14 protein-coding genes are annotated in these 15,880 nt (G+C 40.6%); 5 read left to right on the top strand and 9 right to left on the bottom strand.

From position 1 onward, the window contains the following. Positions 1 to 8: 8 nt before the first annotated feature. The 3 genes from KVT11_RS00325 to KVT11_RS00315 all read right to left on the bottom strand — a co-directional run bounded on the left by KVT11_RS00325 (position 9) and on the right by KVT11_RS00315 (position 2,876). Complete coding sequence (locus tag KVT11_RS00325; RefSeq protein WP_007497061.1) at positions 9 to 1,547, bottom strand: bifunctional GNAT family N-acetyltransferase/carbon-nitrogen hydrolase family protein; 1,539 nt, start codon at positions 1,545 to 1,547, stop codon at positions 9 to 11. 14 nt (positions 1,548 to 1,561) lie between these two features. Further along, on the bottom strand, positions 1,562 to 2,227 hold the full coding sequence (locus tag KVT11_RS00320) for an HAD family hydrolase (protein WP_116306639.1): 666 nt from the start codon (positions 2,225 to 2,227) through the stop codon (positions 1,562 to 1,564). Between the two features lie 307 nt (positions 2,228 to 2,534). Further along, complete coding sequence (locus KVT11_RS00315) at positions 2,535 to 2,876, bottom strand: DUF5365 family protein (protein ID WP_113747685.1); 342 nt, start codon at positions 2,874 to 2,876, stop codon at positions 2,535 to 2,537. Between the two features lie 108 nt (positions 2,877 to 2,984). Between KVT11_RS00315 and KVT11_RS00310 the strand changes: the two genes are divergently transcribed. Continuing rightward, positions 2,985 to 3,887, top strand: coding sequence for an RluA family pseudouridine synthase (locus KVT11_RS00310; protein WP_116306637.1), 903 nt, complete (start codon positions 2,985 to 2,987; stop codon positions 3,885 to 3,887). A 34-nt stretch (positions 3,888 to 3,921) separates the two neighbouring features. Here the strand turns inward: KVT11_RS00310 and KVT11_RS00305 are convergent, their stop codons facing one another. From KVT11_RS00305 to KVT11_RS00295, 3 genes are all read right to left on the bottom strand, one after another. Then, complete coding sequence (locus KVT11_RS00305; RefSeq protein WP_025207002.1) at positions 3,922 to 4,488, bottom strand: class D sortase; 567 nt, start codon at positions 4,486 to 4,488, stop codon at positions 3,922 to 3,924. Between the two features lie 32 nt (positions 4,489 to 4,520). Beyond that, complete coding sequence (locus KVT11_RS00300) at positions 4,521 to 7,427, bottom strand: 5'-nucleotidase C-terminal domain-containing protein (protein WP_116306635.1); 2,907 nt, start codon at positions 7,425 to 7,427, stop codon at positions 4,521 to 4,523. A gap of 82 nt (positions 7,428 to 7,509) precedes the next feature. Then, positions 7,510 to 10,872 (bottom strand): CheR family methyltransferase, encoded by a 3,363-nt coding sequence (locus KVT11_RS00295; protein ID WP_116306633.1) that lies wholly within the window; start codon positions 10,870 to 10,872, stop codon positions 7,510 to 7,512. A 143-nt stretch (positions 10,873 to 11,015) separates the two neighbouring features. Here KVT11_RS00295 and KVT11_RS00290 point away from each other — a divergent pair, with 143 nt between their 5' ends. Next, on the top strand, positions 11,016 to 11,660 hold the full coding sequence (locus KVT11_RS00290; protein WP_017366909.1) for a spore coat protein: 645 nt from the start codon (positions 11,016 to 11,018) through the stop codon (positions 11,658 to 11,660). A gap of 29 nt (positions 11,661 to 11,689) precedes the next feature. On the opposite strand, the gene KVT11_RS00285 is transcribed toward KVT11_RS00290, so the two are convergent. Beyond that, complete coding sequence (locus KVT11_RS00285; protein ID WP_048003247.1) at positions 11,690 to 12,565, bottom strand: hypothetical protein; 876 nt, start codon at positions 12,563 to 12,565, stop codon at positions 11,690 to 11,692. 156 nt (positions 12,566 to 12,721) lie between these two features. Beyond that, on the bottom strand, positions 12,722 to 13,228 hold the full coding sequence (locus tag KVT11_RS00280) for a YhcN/YlaJ family sporulation lipoprotein (RefSeq protein ID WP_008349054.1): 507 nt from the start codon (positions 13,226 to 13,228) through the stop codon (positions 12,722 to 12,724). Positions 13,229 to 13,381: 153 nt separating this feature from the next. Between KVT11_RS00280 and KVT11_RS00275 the strand changes: the two genes are divergently transcribed. Continuing rightward, entirely contained in the window at positions 13,382 to 13,798 is a 417-nt protein-coding gene (locus KVT11_RS00275; RefSeq protein WP_046343040.1) for a hypothetical protein, read from the top strand. Positions 13,799 to 13,833: 35 nt separating this feature from the next. Here KVT11_RS00275 and KVT11_RS00270 read toward each other — a convergent pair whose 3' ends face one another. Next, complete coding sequence (locus KVT11_RS00270; protein WP_008349057.1) at positions 13,834 to 14,214, bottom strand: hypothetical protein; 381 nt, start codon at positions 14,212 to 14,214, stop codon at positions 13,834 to 13,836. 94 nt (positions 14,215 to 14,308) lie between these two features. Here KVT11_RS00270 and KVT11_RS00265 point away from each other — a divergent pair, with 94 nt between their 5' ends. Both KVT11_RS00265 and cspB read left to right on the top strand, forming a co-directional pair. Then, entirely contained in the window at positions 14,309 to 15,400 is a 1,092-nt protein-coding gene (locus KVT11_RS00265; RefSeq protein WP_048003248.1) for a GGDEF domain-containing protein, read from the top strand. A gap of 211 nt (positions 15,401 to 15,611) precedes the next feature. Further along, entirely contained in the window at positions 15,612 to 15,812 is a 201-nt protein-coding gene (gene cspB, locus KVT11_RS00260; protein WP_008349061.1) for a cold shock-like protein CspB, read from the top strand. Positions 15,813 to 15,880: the final 68 nt, after the last annotated feature.

Genomic DNA, 15,880 nt, shown 5'->3' with positions numbered 1-15,880 from the left:
TGTTTTGGTTATTTCTTATATTCAATATGGTACACGTCTCTTCTTCGGTCTTTCAGCTGACGAACCGTCCCATCTTGACGCTGCCTTCTTAATATTTCTAAGTCGACATCACCGACAACCACCATTTCAATATTCGGGTTGCATTCTCCTACAATGCCATCTCTTGCGAATTCAAAATCAGATGGTGCAAAGATGGCTGATTGTGCATATTGGACATCCATGTTTTCTGTTTGCGGAAGGTTTCCGACCGTTCCAGAAATGACCGTATATATCTGATTTTCAACCGCTCTCGCCTGCGCACAGTAACGCACTCGTAAATAGCCTTGACGGTCTTCTGTACAGAATGGAGTGAAAATAATTTTCGCTCCTTTGTCAGCTGCAATTCGAGCAAGCTCAGGGAATTCAATATCGTAGCAAATTTGGATCGCAATTTTACCGCAGTCCGTATCAAATACCCGGACTTGGTCACCAGCTGAAATCCCCCACCATTTTCTTTCATTCGGCGTGATATGCAGCTTATATTGCTTTTCAATCGTTCCATCACGTCTAAATAAATAGGCGATATTATAGATTTTCCCTTCCTCTTCAACGAAATGAGAACCACCAATGATATTAATGTTGTACTTGACCGAGAGATCTGTAAACAAATTGATGTAGTCCTCGGTATATTCTGTGATCCGCTGCACTGCTAGACTTGGTGATCTCTCTTCTAAATATGACATAAGCTGCGTTGTAAAGATTTCCGGAAAAACGGCAAAGTCAGCTGACGCATCTGATGCCACATCCACGTAATACTCCACTTGATTCATAAACTCCTCAAAGGAATGAATTTGCTTCATTGCATATTGAATGACACAAATTCGAACCGGAAACGCCGATTTATAATATCTTTTCGACTGCGGGCGATAATCGACATTGTTCCATTCCATTAGCGTTGCGTACGTGCTGGAAGCTTTATCATCCGGCAAGTAATTCGGATTGATCCGCATCAGGCTAAATTCATTTAACAGCTGAAAAGATAGCACAGGATCATAAATTTGGTGCAGCATGACTTGCTCTACATATTGGCGAGGCGTCATTTCCTCTTGATATTTATGATAATTCGGGATACGTCCGCCAATGATGATGCTTTTTAAATTTAATCTTCTCGCTAAGTCTTTTCTTGCTTCATATAAACGATGACCGATTTTCATCCGGCGGTACTCAGGACTGACCATTACTTCAATTCCGTACATATTCATCCCATCTGGATTATGGTTTGTGATATATCCATCATCTGTGATGTCCTGCCATGTGTGACGATCATCGTATTCATCAAAGTTAATTAATAAACTTGAACATGAGCCAATAATTTCTCCCTCGAATTCCGCACAGAACTGGCCTTCTGGGAAATGTTCAAGGTGGCTTTCAAGGTGCTCTTTTTTCCAAGGGTCCATGCCTGGAAAGCATACCTCTTGCAATGCAATGATTCGGTCGATATCTTCTTCTCTAATATTTCGAATCACCATTCTTTTTTCAAATCGCGTTAAATCTAGTTTTTCTGCCATGATGTATTGCCCCCTTACTGATCCTCTTTTTCAAGCTGATGGAATAGCTGGAGCAATTCGATTTCAGCCATGGATTCTAATCTCGCGTCATATTCTTCAAACTGCAGTGTGCTCGTCACTTTATTTGGCACGATGACACATTTCATACCCGCTCGTTTGGCAGCGATTGACCCATTCACAGAGTCTTCAAATGCCACGCAATCCTTTGGCTCAACGCCTAAGCATTGTGCGGTTTGCAAATAAAGTTCTGGGTGAGGCTTCACTTCTTCCACATCGTCTGACGTGCGGATACATTCAAAGTAATCGAAAAGTCGAATTTGTTTCAGGTGATCAGACACCCATTTATAATCTGAGCTGGAAGCAAGTCCAATCTTAATTCCAAGCTCCTTTGCCGCTTCTAAATAAGCTTCTACACCAGGTCTTGCTGCTTCGTCCTTCATTCTCTTTTGAAAACGTGAACGCCGGTCTTCTGTGAGTGCCTCATGATCTAATGTCTTCCCTAACTGCTCTTCCAAATATTTAAAAGGCTTAAAACCTGCCTGCGTACCAATCACATTTCCCCATACAGACAGAGGCAGCTCCGATTCATGCTCCGCAAACATTTCCTGCAGAACCTCATATTCATGTGTTTCTGTATCTAAAATTAATCCATCAAAATCAAATATAATCGCCTTTACCAAAGAGGCCACTCCTTTTTTCCGAAAGTCTGAAATATCTTCCATACTGCTATCATATCGTGAATAAAATTGACTTTCAAAGATGAATGTCTGCTAAAATGATTATGTATAAAAGGAGCCTGCATCGTTTTGTCAGGCTCCTGTCATGTTCGATTCTTTCTGCAAGAGATCCAAGCGCTCCGATTCGTGGAGAATAGACATTGTTGAAAAAGAGCGGAATTGGTATTACAGATCTTGAAGGTTTCTCCGTTCCCTTAAAAATAGTATGTGCGACGACCTTGTAAGTTAACAAGGAAGTTCACACCAACTTTTACGCATTTTGAAGGTGACGGCCTGCAAAATCATCTAAATCAAACGGGAAAGAAAAGCCGCACGCATTAACTTGTTCACGGTTGAGTTCAAATAACTCACGATCTCGTTTTGTGATATGACGCTTCGGCTTTAAAATAATGGTATGTAATAGCTGAAGACCTGATAAGATACGAAAAGCATCATCCATTGTCCCGTTATACACACCATCAATGAATGTAAGCGGGGGTTGTTTTTCCTGCTCTTCTACATTAACAGAATGGGATAAAAGATCTTCAATTTCCTTTGATATTTCTTCAATTTCCTGCTCTTGAAGGTCTGTCGCAGCTTTCATTAATCTCACGTGGCATCTACCTCTCTGTCGTTATTACTCCATTCAGAATAGCACAGAAAAAAAGTCATTCGCTAAGGTAAGTGTTTCCTATATATACCCAAAGAGAGGACGAATATCATGATCATAAAAGGACACACGCTCTCCCTAAAAGTAGGTGAGCAGCAAAATGGCATTTCCTTAAGTCAATTTTTAAAAGACGAAGTGTCTGCCTCTAAACCGATTATCCATTTTTGGATGGAGCACCAAAAAGTCCGTCTCAATCAAAAACCTGCCCACCATGCTGCAAAAGTGAGTACAGGTGATCAGATTCTCATTGATTTATTTGAGACGGAAGAAAGTGATGTAACGCCAGAATACGGTGAATTAGAGGTACTCTTTGAAGACGAGCATTTATTAATTGTCCAAAAGCCTGCTGGAAGGCCGACGCATCCAAATGAAAAAGGACAAACAGGTACGCTGGCGAACCTAGTCGCTTTCCATTTTCAAGCAAATGGAGAAGAAAAGCAGGTCAGACATATACATAGGCTGGATCAAGACACAAGTGGCACCGTCATTTTTGCCAAACACAGGTTGGCACATGCTGTACTCGATCAAATGCTTTCAAAAAAAGCAATTAACAGAACGTATCTTGCCATCGCACAAGGACTGTTTAAGAAAAAGAAAGGAACGATCCAAGCAGCCATTGGACGTGATAAACACCATGCCGTCAGAAGGAGGGTTTCTCCTACTGGTCAAAGCGCCAAGACTCATTATGAGGTCTTCCATCTCAATAAACGTTTACAGATGACGGCCGTTAAGCTGCGATTAGAAACAGGCAGAACGCATCAAATTCGGGTCCATCTTAGCAGTCTCGGGCATCCTTTAGCTGGCGATACATTATATGGCGGGAAGCGTGACCTGATACACAGATGCGCCCTTCATGCCAAACAAGTAGACATGAACCATCCATTCACAGGTGAAAAGCTGACGATAGAAGCACCGCTCCCACCTGATATGGCTGAATTAATGGACAATATGTAGAAAAAAGAGCCTGATCATACAGGCTCTTTTGACGTTAGACAGATGCTCTTTTCGCATAAATAATGTACCGCTCTGGTGCGTTGCCGACAAAATGAAATGGATAGCATGTGGTTAACACAAGCTCTTCTTTTTTATTTTGTAAGGTAATAATGGATGTATCATGCTGATCCACAATTTTCGTATGCGTGATTTCATAAACAAACTCACCATACGGTACAGTGATTTTCAGCTGATCCCCAATATCCAGTTCACCAGTCCGGCGGAAGACCGTATCCCTGTGTCCCGACAAAACGATTTGTCCATTTTGATCAGGGTAATAACTGCCTTTATAATGACCGACGCCTTTGGCAAGGTCGTCCGCATCTGTCCCTTCAACAATCGGCAAATCGGCTTTTAATTTCGGAATGGTCAGGATGCCAGAGGCTTTCCCCATTTCAGGTGAAAATTTTTCCTTTGTCATCCCTTGATCAGTTTCTACGACCTTCTTTGCTTCCTCTAACGAATGTGCTGTTTGTAAGTGAGTAGAAGCGATTTGCCAAATTCCCCAGCCAAGCACCACAATCCCCGCTGACATAACAATCACTGCAAGCCATTTTTTCATGCGTTAACTCCTTTGTCTTTGCTGATGATTCTTTAGCTTGCTGCTGCCTTTTCTTCTTGTTTCACTTGTTGAATTCGGCCCTCTTTTTGATACACAATAGAAGCTCCCTCGAAGCTCTTTACAAAAGCGACCGTTGCTTCTAAATCTTCTGGGCCTGTTTCCGGATTTTTCCCTAGCCGCCCAATCGGTGCATACTTACTTCCAGTGGCAGTCGCCATGAAGTTGTTCACTGTGAGTGTATACGTTTTATCGAAATCAACGGAAGAACCATCAGGCAGTTTTAAGTCGACTACTTTATATGTTAACGGATCGTACGAATAAGAAAAGCCTGAAATGCTATAATCCGGTCCAAATTGAGGAGATATTTGAGCTTCAATGATATCAACTAAATCTTTCCCCTTGATGTCCAGCTTCACTAACACATTTCCGAATGGCTGAATATTAAAGAGATCTCCCCAAGTAATCGGTCCTTTTTCGAGATTTTGTCTGATACCGCCGCCATTCATCATGGCAAAGTCACTTTTCATTGAATATCTCATGCCATCCGCAATGAGGTTGCCAAGTGGTGTATCACCATCATTGGAATAGCCACCTTCCATCTTGACGCCAGCTTCTCCAACAACCTCACTAATAATCGGCTCCACTTCTTTTCCGTAATGGGCTAAAATGTCCGCTGCTTCCTGATCCTTTTCAATACCAGCCTGGTCTACATACTGGATGTTTGCACTCTTTTTGACAATATCTTTTGTTTTCCGGTCAAGTGTGACATTGACTTCTCCAATTGCCTTTCCGTATTCAAAGGCTTGGACAATTAATTTTCCATTCACTTCTCCATTGACCACTTCGTGATTATGGCCAGCGAAAATGACATCAATTTCGTCATCACCTTCTTTGGCGAGCCTTGCGCTTTCTCCAGTAATGGTATCACCATTTTGAGAGGCGGTCATATGAGCCAGAACTGCGATCGCTTTAATCCCTTTTTGCTTTAATTCTTTCGTTGCTTTATTGACAGCTTTGACTTCATCAGTAAATTGAATATCTTTAATTCCTTCTGGCATGACCATTCCTGCCGCTGATGTTGTCACTACCCCGATAAAAGCCACAGGAATTCCTTCGACATCCATGATTTCATAGGCCGGTAAAAGTGGTTTGCCAGTGTCCTTGTATTCGCAGTTTGCACAAACAAGCGGGAAGTTCTGCCCATCGTATCCTTTTGTGCCTTTCGGGTGATCTCCACCTTTTAAGATGCGCAATAATTCATCTACACCTTCATCAAACTCATGGTTGCCGACAGTCCCAACATCAAAGCCGATGTTCTCCATTAGTTCAACGGTTGGTTCATCTTGTAAAAGAGAAGATATTGGCGAGCTTCCGCCTATCATATCTCCTGCATGAACTGTTATCGTATTTTTTTGCGCAGCCTGCTTTTGTTTCATATAAGCCGCCACATAATCCATCCGTCCATACGTTCCTTTACTGCCATCACCTTTTACATCCAGCTCATATTGCTGATCAATTTTCCCATGCAAATCATTCATGCTTAAAATGGTTAATGGGACTTCACTGGATGATTCTGACGCCTGATATCCAGCCTGCTCTGCTTCTTCTTTAGAAGCAAAAAAGATACGTTTATCCACATCGATCTCATTCCAGCTGTCAGGTGATACGTAGGTTTTTGCAGATGAATCACCCACATAACGTGTGAGCCCTTTTTTCTGCTCACGTGCTCTAAATTCAAACGGCTGTTCTAGCAGAGGATCTTCTTTATTCCAAATACCAAGCCCTTTTTCCTTGGCATCTTTCACTGCTTGCTGGAACATCTGATACTCTTTTTCATCTCCAACAGGCCAAATGAAATAAGTAGGGGCATATCCTTTTTTCACAAGCTCTAGGTTCGTATTCAGCCCTTTTTTGGTTTTGACTTGAGCTAAAAGACGTCCATATCCATCCTTTGCTTCCGGGCCAATCTTTAATGTGACTCGATCACCACTTGAAAGAAGGGTTTTTAAATAATCCGTCGCTTTTTGTCCAAAACGTAGCTGGTTTTGATCTAATTCATTTTTTGGCTTGTGGTAGGTTTCTGGTGTGTCCATATTCACGAAGCGTACCTTTGTTGTGCCGAGCACAGGCTTCTTCAAATGAATGGTATCTCCATCCACAACACGATCTACCGTTGCCTCATATTCTTTTTTGATTTTTGGCGGCTTTGGCTGGTGCTTCAGCAATTTGACATCGGTTTTGTGTCTTGGAAGTACTTGCAGCGTATCGTATCTGCTTAAAACGCCAGTAAACTCATACCATTTTCCGGTCTTCACTTGATCAATGGCACCCGTATCAACCATGACTCTAAGGACTGTGCTATGATATTTTTTATCGATGATGGCCACATTGTATCCACCGCCAGCCGGCTGATCTGGCGCCTGTTCTACATAGCCTTTTACCTTCACTAATCTTCCTTCATATTTACCTGCCTGATCCGTTTCCAATTGTTTCACTGAAACTTTTTTTGGCGAAGGCAATGGTTGATTCACAGCATCAATCTTCAGATGGTCTTGATCTGGCACAATTTCAATGAGCCCTTTATAAGTCGTGATCTTGCCTGTCACCGTGACCTTCATGCCAGCTTTTAGTTCTGGGAAGTTTTTAGGCTGCGCAGAATAAATATTGAGACCAGCTGTTTTGTCTTGAATATATGTTGATAGTTTCCCATTCCCTATAGCGGATTGATCTGCTGTTACGATACCGCTCACCGTCACCGTTTCTCCTATCAGTTTGCGAGCTTTTTTTATGTTCATCGGCTTTGTTTGTTTCCACAAAGTGTCCTTCTTCTCAGAAACACTAAACGCCTCAGCTGTCATCATACTAGGCAGTAAAGATTGCAGACTAAATATCACCAAAATCAAACAACAGACCATTCGAATGGATTGTATACGTTTCATTAGATTTCTCCCCTTTGAACTTCATCTCTTCTAGTGTACAAAGCAAATATTGAGACTGGATGGATTTCGTGTAAAACTGATCTCAATTACTTGGAAACGTAATAATCACACGTGTTCCTTCAAAGCTTTTGCTCTCAAAACGAATGGTACCGCCATGACTTTCAATAATCTTAATGGTCATCATTAATCCAAGACCCGTGCCTTTTTCTTTCGTTGTGTAAAAAGGTTCACCTAATTTCCCAATCTCCTCTTCTGGTATGCCCTTTCCTTGGTCTTCAAATATCAGCATCATTTGGTCGTTTTTCAATAATGAAGTCACTTGGATCACACCTGTTACTCCATCCATCGCTTCAATTCCATTTTTAAGAATGTTAAGGAACACTTGTTTCAGTTCATTTGGAATGCCTTGAATATGTGGCAGAGAGGGAGCCAAATTCTTTTGAATCGACACTCCTTTTAAGACCGCCTGAGATTCAACGACCATAATGACTTCTTCGAGGAGAAGGTTCACATTCACCGGTTCAAATTTAACAGATTTGCTTCTAGAGAGCACAAGGAACTCGTTAATAATAGACTCAAGCCGATTAAACTCTGACATCATCACATCGGCATAATCCTTCTGATACTTTTTACTTTGAATCATTAGCTGTAAAAAGCCTTTTAACGACGTAAGTGGGTTACGTATCTCATGGGCAATACCAGCTGCAAGCTGTCCAACTGCTGACAGCATTTCAGACTTCATCAGCATTTTCTCAGACTGTTTTTGACTTGTAATATCCTCCGAAATCCGCATGACAGTAGACTGCATTTTGTCAGGGTCATCGATTCGGTGTAAAGAGACTCTTTCCCATCGCTCACGCCCTGATAAGTCCTGAAAATACAACTCACCTGTCCAGCTGCCCTCTCTTAAACACACGTCCCATTGTTTCACTAGATCATCACATTGACACAACGCATAATAGACAGAAAAAATATCTTTTCCGATCAAGTCATATTCATGCTGTTGTACAAACTGACAAAAGCGCTGGTTGACACACTGAATAACGCCTTCTCCTGTTGCAACCACAATATGAATATGGCTGTTATCAAGTGCTGTCACCGCAAGATGAAGAGCCTGCTTCAATTTCGTCATTTCGGTCATTTTGATCCAGGTCATCACTGCTCCCTCGCGATCTTGATCATAGAAAGGCGTCAAATGAACCGTGAATTGTTCTCCTTCGTTCGTTTCAATTTCACGTTCGATCACGCGCCTATCTGAAATGACAGATTGAATATCATGATAGAGCATTTCCTTCGATAGCTTCTTCACCATCGATTGAAACGTTTGCTGGTGCCGGGTTTGAGCTGAAGTGAATAAAGAGGCAGCTGTAGGAGTGTGATAGCGAATATTCATTTCCCGGTCCACAAACAACGTGGCAAGTTCTGGCTTCACAGACGGCCGGTACAGTTCTTCTCTTGTCACCTTTAAGTTGTTAATGATATTAATAAAATGCTCGTTTGTTTTCTCGCGCACTTCTATTTGCTTGTTTTTTTCTTTTAATTGAGCCCTTGCTTCTTGCTCCTTTTGTTTGACCTCATTGAGCTCGTTTTCTAAATCGACAATTCGCTGTTGATAAACCGAATTCTGCTCTAACATCCCTTTGTCCCTGCCGTTCTTTTGATTTTTTCCTCTCTCACTCTTCCGAATGAGAATGACGTATACTCCTTTAAAACGGCGATCAAAATGTTTCACTGTAAAATCTGCATACTGCTTTCTTCCATTTTCCGAAATGAGGACATGTTGAAAGACAACCTCAGTCTCTTCAGTCCACACCTTTTGAAAGCTTTGACTTAGTATCTCTTTCATATAATCAGGGGTTACATATTCACATAATTCATCTGAGACTTCTGCATGCGCTAAGAAAGAATAGGCACCGTTTGATATCGCGAGAATTTTCTCGCAATCGTCTATGATGAAACATGCATCATACTCCTGCTCTACTTCTTTCATATATTGGACAGCTCGTTTTTTTAACTCCGTATGACCTGCATTGTATTTAGGAACGTTTGAGTGGGTGTAAATGTTCCACTTTTCATTTAACAAATGAAATAAACGAGGGATATTGGGTACCTTTTCATTCGGTCCTAATATCAACATCCCTTGATCCTTTAGTGCATATTGGAATCGAGATAAGACTCGTTTTTGTACTTCTGGCTGGAAGTACATCAGAACATTTCGGCAACTGATAAAATCGAGGTGGATAAAAGGTGAATCGATCAATAAATTGTGAGGAGCAAAGACAATATGTTTTCTAAGCGACTGCTTCACAATAAAAGCGTCACCTTTTTTTTCGAAATATCGCGCCCTCCATTTTTCTGGCATCCGTGCCATAGACTCAAGCGAATAAACACCTTTGCTTGCACTTTGGATGGCTTTCCGGTTGATGTCTGTTGCAAACACTTGAAGTTCAATGGACACTTGTCTTCGTTTCATTTCTTCTAAAAATAACATCGCAAAAGAATAGGCTTCTTCACCTGTAGAACATCCTGCAATCCAAATGCGGCATCGAGATTTCCCATTTTTCAATGTATTATCAATGATCGACGGAATGATGTGATGTTCACATACTCGAAAGGCTTCCATATCTCTAAAAAAGGAAGTCGTGCCGCTTAAAAGCTGTACATGCAGGCGATCAAGCTCATCTGGTTCTCTCTCTAATAAACGATCGTACTCGGACAATAAGGAGATCGATTGGTTCGCACTCCTCATTCTTTTTTGAATGACAGAGAGCAGTCTGCGCTTCTCATAGGTTGAAAATGCAATTCCTTTATGCATTTCAAGACGTTCAATGATTCTGATCAAAACAGGGTCTGCAACATCTGTATGCGGAACGTTGATGATGTTGGCTATATATGACGCAAGTGCAGAAGGGTCTTGAAATGTTTGATGATACATACGATCAAACCCACTATTTGTCTCACTGCACGATATGGCTGTACCGCCTTGCTCAACGATTTGAAGCAAACCACTTCCTACACAATAGCCTTTTTGAAAAAAGATCGCATAGGCCTCTTCCTTTTGCACATTGGCAAGTGACTGAAACAACGAATTTACAGCACACGCCTTGTTCGTAGGATGCTGCTCTGTTATGTGTAGCCGTTTGTCTTCTGTCAATGTCACAGCTGCATGCTGCGGACAAACATAAATCGTATTTTTCATGACTTTCTCACCATGCTTAATCGGCTTTGCCCGGTAGCCAATCGGTAAAACAAGTGCTTCCAAATCAGTTACACAATCGCCTGTCACATGATTTTGCACAACAATAAAAGAGGCATTTAATTCATGCGGAAATGATTGAAAAAAAGCCTCAAGATGATGCTGTTCAAACGGCGAAACACCGATGCCAATCACTGGTGCCTGCACATGTTCGTCTTCTATCAAACGATTAATGATTTTGTCCTGCATCTGGTACCCCCATGTTCATTCGTCTGATACATTTTTTCGACAAAAAGGAAGAAAACCCTCTAATTGTAAATAATGTTTTTGCATGAAAGGAGGAAAACTTCCTCACATTAAAACAGACTGTATAAACAGAAGGAGGATTCTTTATGCAAAACGATCAGCAACCAAACGTTCAAGGACATGTCCAGCAGCCCCAATTCAATCATGGCGGGCATGAGTTATTTGATTTACATGAGGTATTAGCAGGGACCATTAATATTTTGGATCAATACATGATCTTTCGGCAATTTATCCAAGATCCCGCATTATCCGACATGTTAGATCGACAATATCAATTTGTATTGTCCCAGTACAACGTCACGGTAGATTGCTTTTCTACTGGTCAAAAGCCTAGTGAAGAAACATCTACTTATATGATGAAAGAACAGACACAGGTGACATACGGAATAAAACCATCTCAGCCTAAGAAGCCTAATCAATCAATACAGGATGTAAAAGATGCGGGAATTACAGGGCATATGCTTGGTCTTATGAAATCTCATGCTGGATTACTCTCAATGACTGCATTAGAGGTCACAAACCCTGTGGTGCGACGTGTGCTTGCAGCGCAAATCCCGAACTTTATTGAAATGGCGTATGAAATTTTCTTATATCAAAACAAACATAGCTATTATCAAGTTCCGCAGCTTACAGCTCAAGATATGCAGGCGATGACATCTACATTTGCCCCTATGCAGGGACAAGTGCAGATGCCGCCGAGCAAAGCCAACCAGCAAAAACCGCTTCATTAAATAAAAACAACGGCCGACCTATTTACAGGTCAGCCGTTTTTTCTTTGATAATTCAGTTTAAATTGCTCTTCAAAATCTGTGAGACGTTGTCCTGTCGCTTGTTCAAACCCTCTATCAAAACGACTAGTTTTCGCCGTTTCCTCCATGATCTCATGTATGACATCTCGTCCATAAAGCTGCACAAGCTCATAGATCATATAGTAGCTTTGTAAATAAACATCTGTCTCATACGTCGTGCGAGATTCTTGCCAGTCTTGATCAGAATAAAGAGATTTGAAAGGAATGACGTCAAACCGTTCAGACGTGGCGTTCAGCACATCATAGGCCGTCCATTCTGCTGTTCCTTCATGGAACCAAAGGGGAAAGACGACTGGAGATACCTTATATGCATGCACCTTTTCATAGAAAACAAAATGGGCATACTCATGAATGAATAACGTGTTGAAAAAGTATAAAGGCAGTGTCTCTTTCTTCAACAATTCTTCCCGTTTATCTGGGTATAATCCAATCATATGATCAACATCAGAATAAAAACCTGTAATATGCTTGATGCCGGCAAATTGCTCAATCGTTTCTTTATCATCAAAATAAATGATATCTAACGGTTTATCAGCTTCATACTGAAACACTGACATCGTCCTCTTCTTTGCCTGTTCCAGCGCTTCTATGGTCAGATCGACAAAGGCGCCCTCATCCTTTGCATAGTAGATTCGAATATGTTCATAGACTTGCTTATTGAGTCCTTCCGTTAAGACCGTTTTAGGCGAAGAATGCTCCTCTAGATATTGCCCTGCCAGCTGGAACGCTACATAAATCAAGTACGCAGTGAACGCATAAAAAATCAAACCTGCTGCAATCATTCCGCTTACAAGTTTTTTATGAATTAATGACGGTTTTGCTTTCATTTACTCCCCACCTGAATTCATCCTGCAACCTCTTTCTCTTTCTATGAAAAAACAAAGATCAACAAGAGGTGATATATTTTTTACTTTATGCAGTCAGGTGCGCAAGGTGCGGTTCCAAACAAAAAAGCCGCATATGACATACGGCTTTTGTCGTAGCTATTTTGATTCAGGGAAGACACGTCGAACCGTTTCAGTAAACTCGTCGAAGAATCCTGAAATTGGTTCTCCACTTCTAATACGTTTTCCGTACCCTGCCATACGATCGACAAAGTCTGGATTAGCAGATACATACACATTATCAATTTGTTGATCCGTCGATTTGACTTTGTCTGAAATTTTCTTTTTCAAATCGTCTGTTACATCTCCGCTTTTATTGCCTTCAAGCACGACAGCAACAAATGCATTTTTCCCTGTGACAAGTACGTTCGCTGTTTTCACTTCAGACATGTTGGCAACAAGCTCTGATGCCTTATCTGCCACTTTCACCTTCTGAGGTGTTTGCACATTTGGTTGATCCTGTCTCATGTTGTCGTTCTTATATGTGACATTTTCATACTGTCGTTTCATTGTTCCTCTTCGTTCATCGCCCTGGTTGTTCATTCCACACCCAGCAGTGATCAATGTTGGAACGAGTAATAAAGATAGCATCCATTTCTTATTCATCAATTGATTCCCTCCTTTTGCTCATAGGTTTTTCATCCAGCAGACTTTTTATGCACACATCCTCTATTTCAACAATGAATTCATAAATCAGCCTTGATTGGTCATCCTAAACATGATGAAGAAGTATCATCACGATCAAATGGAGGGATTCGTTTGTTTAAAAAGAGAAAAGGTATGAGTACTGGTGCAATGATCGCAGCATCAACAGCCATCATTGCATTATTTTCACCACTATTACGGAGAAGGCTAAGCAGCATGACTCAAATGAATTTGTCCTCAATGATGAAAGGCAAAGATCAACACCATGATGAGCCATCTCGCCATGAGTCCCATTCGCATTCACGTAAAGACTCAAAAGGCACAGCTGAAGTAGGACAAATGATCAAGCAGGCATTCACCGCTGTCCAGCCAAATGAAACAAATCAGCATCAAACATCATCAAAAACATACCAAACTCATCAGCCGCCGAGAGAGTCTTACGCCCAGTCTCTTCACATTGATGAAAGTGTCATGAATGTAATGGATGATGAATCTATTCAGCAAGTACTCAATGACATCGAGCACAAATAACTAAAACAGGAGCCTTTTTTCAGAAAGGCTCCTGTTCATTCTCCTGAAAAATGCTCTTTCACCATGATGCAGAAGGAAGGTAAGAAGGTGATTTCGATCGTGATAACAAACCGTTCCACACCATCTAATAGTATCAACAGCTCTTTTTCATGCTGCCGATCCTTTTTTATTTCTACATGTCGCACAGTTTTAAAGGCATATACTCCTAAAACGGATGCGTCCTTTTTTCGAACAGCCTTCAAAGAAAATTCTTGTACTCCAAGAGACATCGTCACCACAAATCGCTCTTCCTCATTCTCAAACCGAAACGTTAGATCTTGATATTCAATGGGCATATCTCGTTCAAATCCTTCATCAGGCCACGTCTCAAAAAAAGAAAGCCAGTCCGTTCGATCTGGAAATTGTTTTCTCCTCATTTTAAACCCCTCATAAGTGAAATTTTTATTAATTATCTTGTTTCCCCTTTTCTTTTGCAACAAATTTTAGTAATTTTAAAAAGGTGATTTTATTTTGCTAAGAGACCTCTTTATTAATTTAACAATTCTTGTCACTTTCCATTATTTATTGATGCTTGTGTTTAAAGAGAATTTTTTAAAAAAGGAAGACACCCTGCTCAGACAAATTTTTAAAGGAATGATTTCTGGGTTACTCGGTGTCCTCTTAATGTTTTTCTCTATTAAAGCAGGACCAGCCATCATCGATTTAAGACATATCCCCCTTATTTTAACGGCATTTTATGGAGGCATTGCACAAACGTTCATTGCAGCCTGTGTGATCATTATTGGCCGATTATTAATCGAAGCCAATGTCGCTTCTTTCATTAATATTTTTTCCATGATATTTATCGCCACAGCTTCCTTTTTAATTGCTGAGCGTCATATCAATCACGTCGTAAAAATGCTGTTATCTATTACCATGAGCAACGTCATTGCGACGATTTTATTTATCATCATTGTCAATGAAAGATCGTTTGAACTGCATACTGCCTATTGGATGTTCTCGTATATTGCCGGTTTATTTAACTTTTATGTCATTGAGCATCAAACAAAAGCGTATCAGATGTTAAATTTGTATAAATTCCAAGCTCATTATGACTTTTTAACTGGTGTTTTAAATAAACGGAAATTCGATGAGATATTAAGTGATGCTTTTTCGCTGAACTTAAAGCAACCTATCCATCAAATGTCCTTGATTTACCTAGACATCGATTATTTCAAAACCATCAATGATCAGTATGGACATCATGAGGGAGATATCGTTTTAAAAGAAATCGGAACAAGGCTGATTAAGAACACAAGAAGCTCTGATTATATTGGGCGGATCGGCGGTGAAGAATTTGCTGTGCTTTTACCGAATTGTTCCGTTGAAAAAACATGGCAAATTGCGGAACGTTTACGAAAAAAAATGGCGGATCAGCCAATTTATTTACAAAACGGAACATCGATTCACATTACGGTGTCAATTGGCTGTGCTTATGATGCAGGAACAAGTGAAAACATGAAACAATTACCGATTATTGCAGATCAGGAGCTCTATAAAGCGAAGCAGTCAGGCAGAAACAAAGTGAGCTTTTCTGGACGAAAAAGAGAACACTTAACATAGGCTTTTTCCTCAATTTGTTAGCGCTAATTATTTTTAAAAAAGTTTTCGTATAACAGTTGTTTTTTCCCGCAAACACTGGTAAAGTAAAGGTAATTATTTTTGTTCGTATCATCTTTAAGAAGAAAGTTTTGAAAGAGTTTTCGTCTTTGAAGTTTGTGTAAGAGCAAGAATAGTGAATTTAAGCGTTAAGATCGCTTTAGGAGGAAATTTCATGTTAGAAGGTAAAGTAAAATGGTTCAACTCTGAAAAAGGTTTCGGATTCATCGAAGTAGAAGGTCAAGACGATGTATTCGTTCACTTCTCTGCTATCCAAGGCGAAGGCTTCAAAACTTTAGAAGAAGGTCAATCAGTTTCTTTCGAAATCGTTGAAGGTAACCGTGGACCACAAGCTGCTAACGTTAACAAAGCGTAATTTAAGAGCATCTGCTCTTTTAGCACTTTATAGAGTGAAGGAAAACCGCTCGGCTTTTATGCCAGCGG

This window comes from Bacillus sp. GbtcB10, assembly GCF_019091365.1.
Lineage (GTDB): Bacteria > Bacillota > Bacilli > Bacillales > Bacillaceae > Bacillus > Bacillus altitudinis.
The sequence above is the reverse complement of the archived record's forward strand: the minus strand, read 5'-3'. Positions and strand labels throughout refer to the sequence as shown.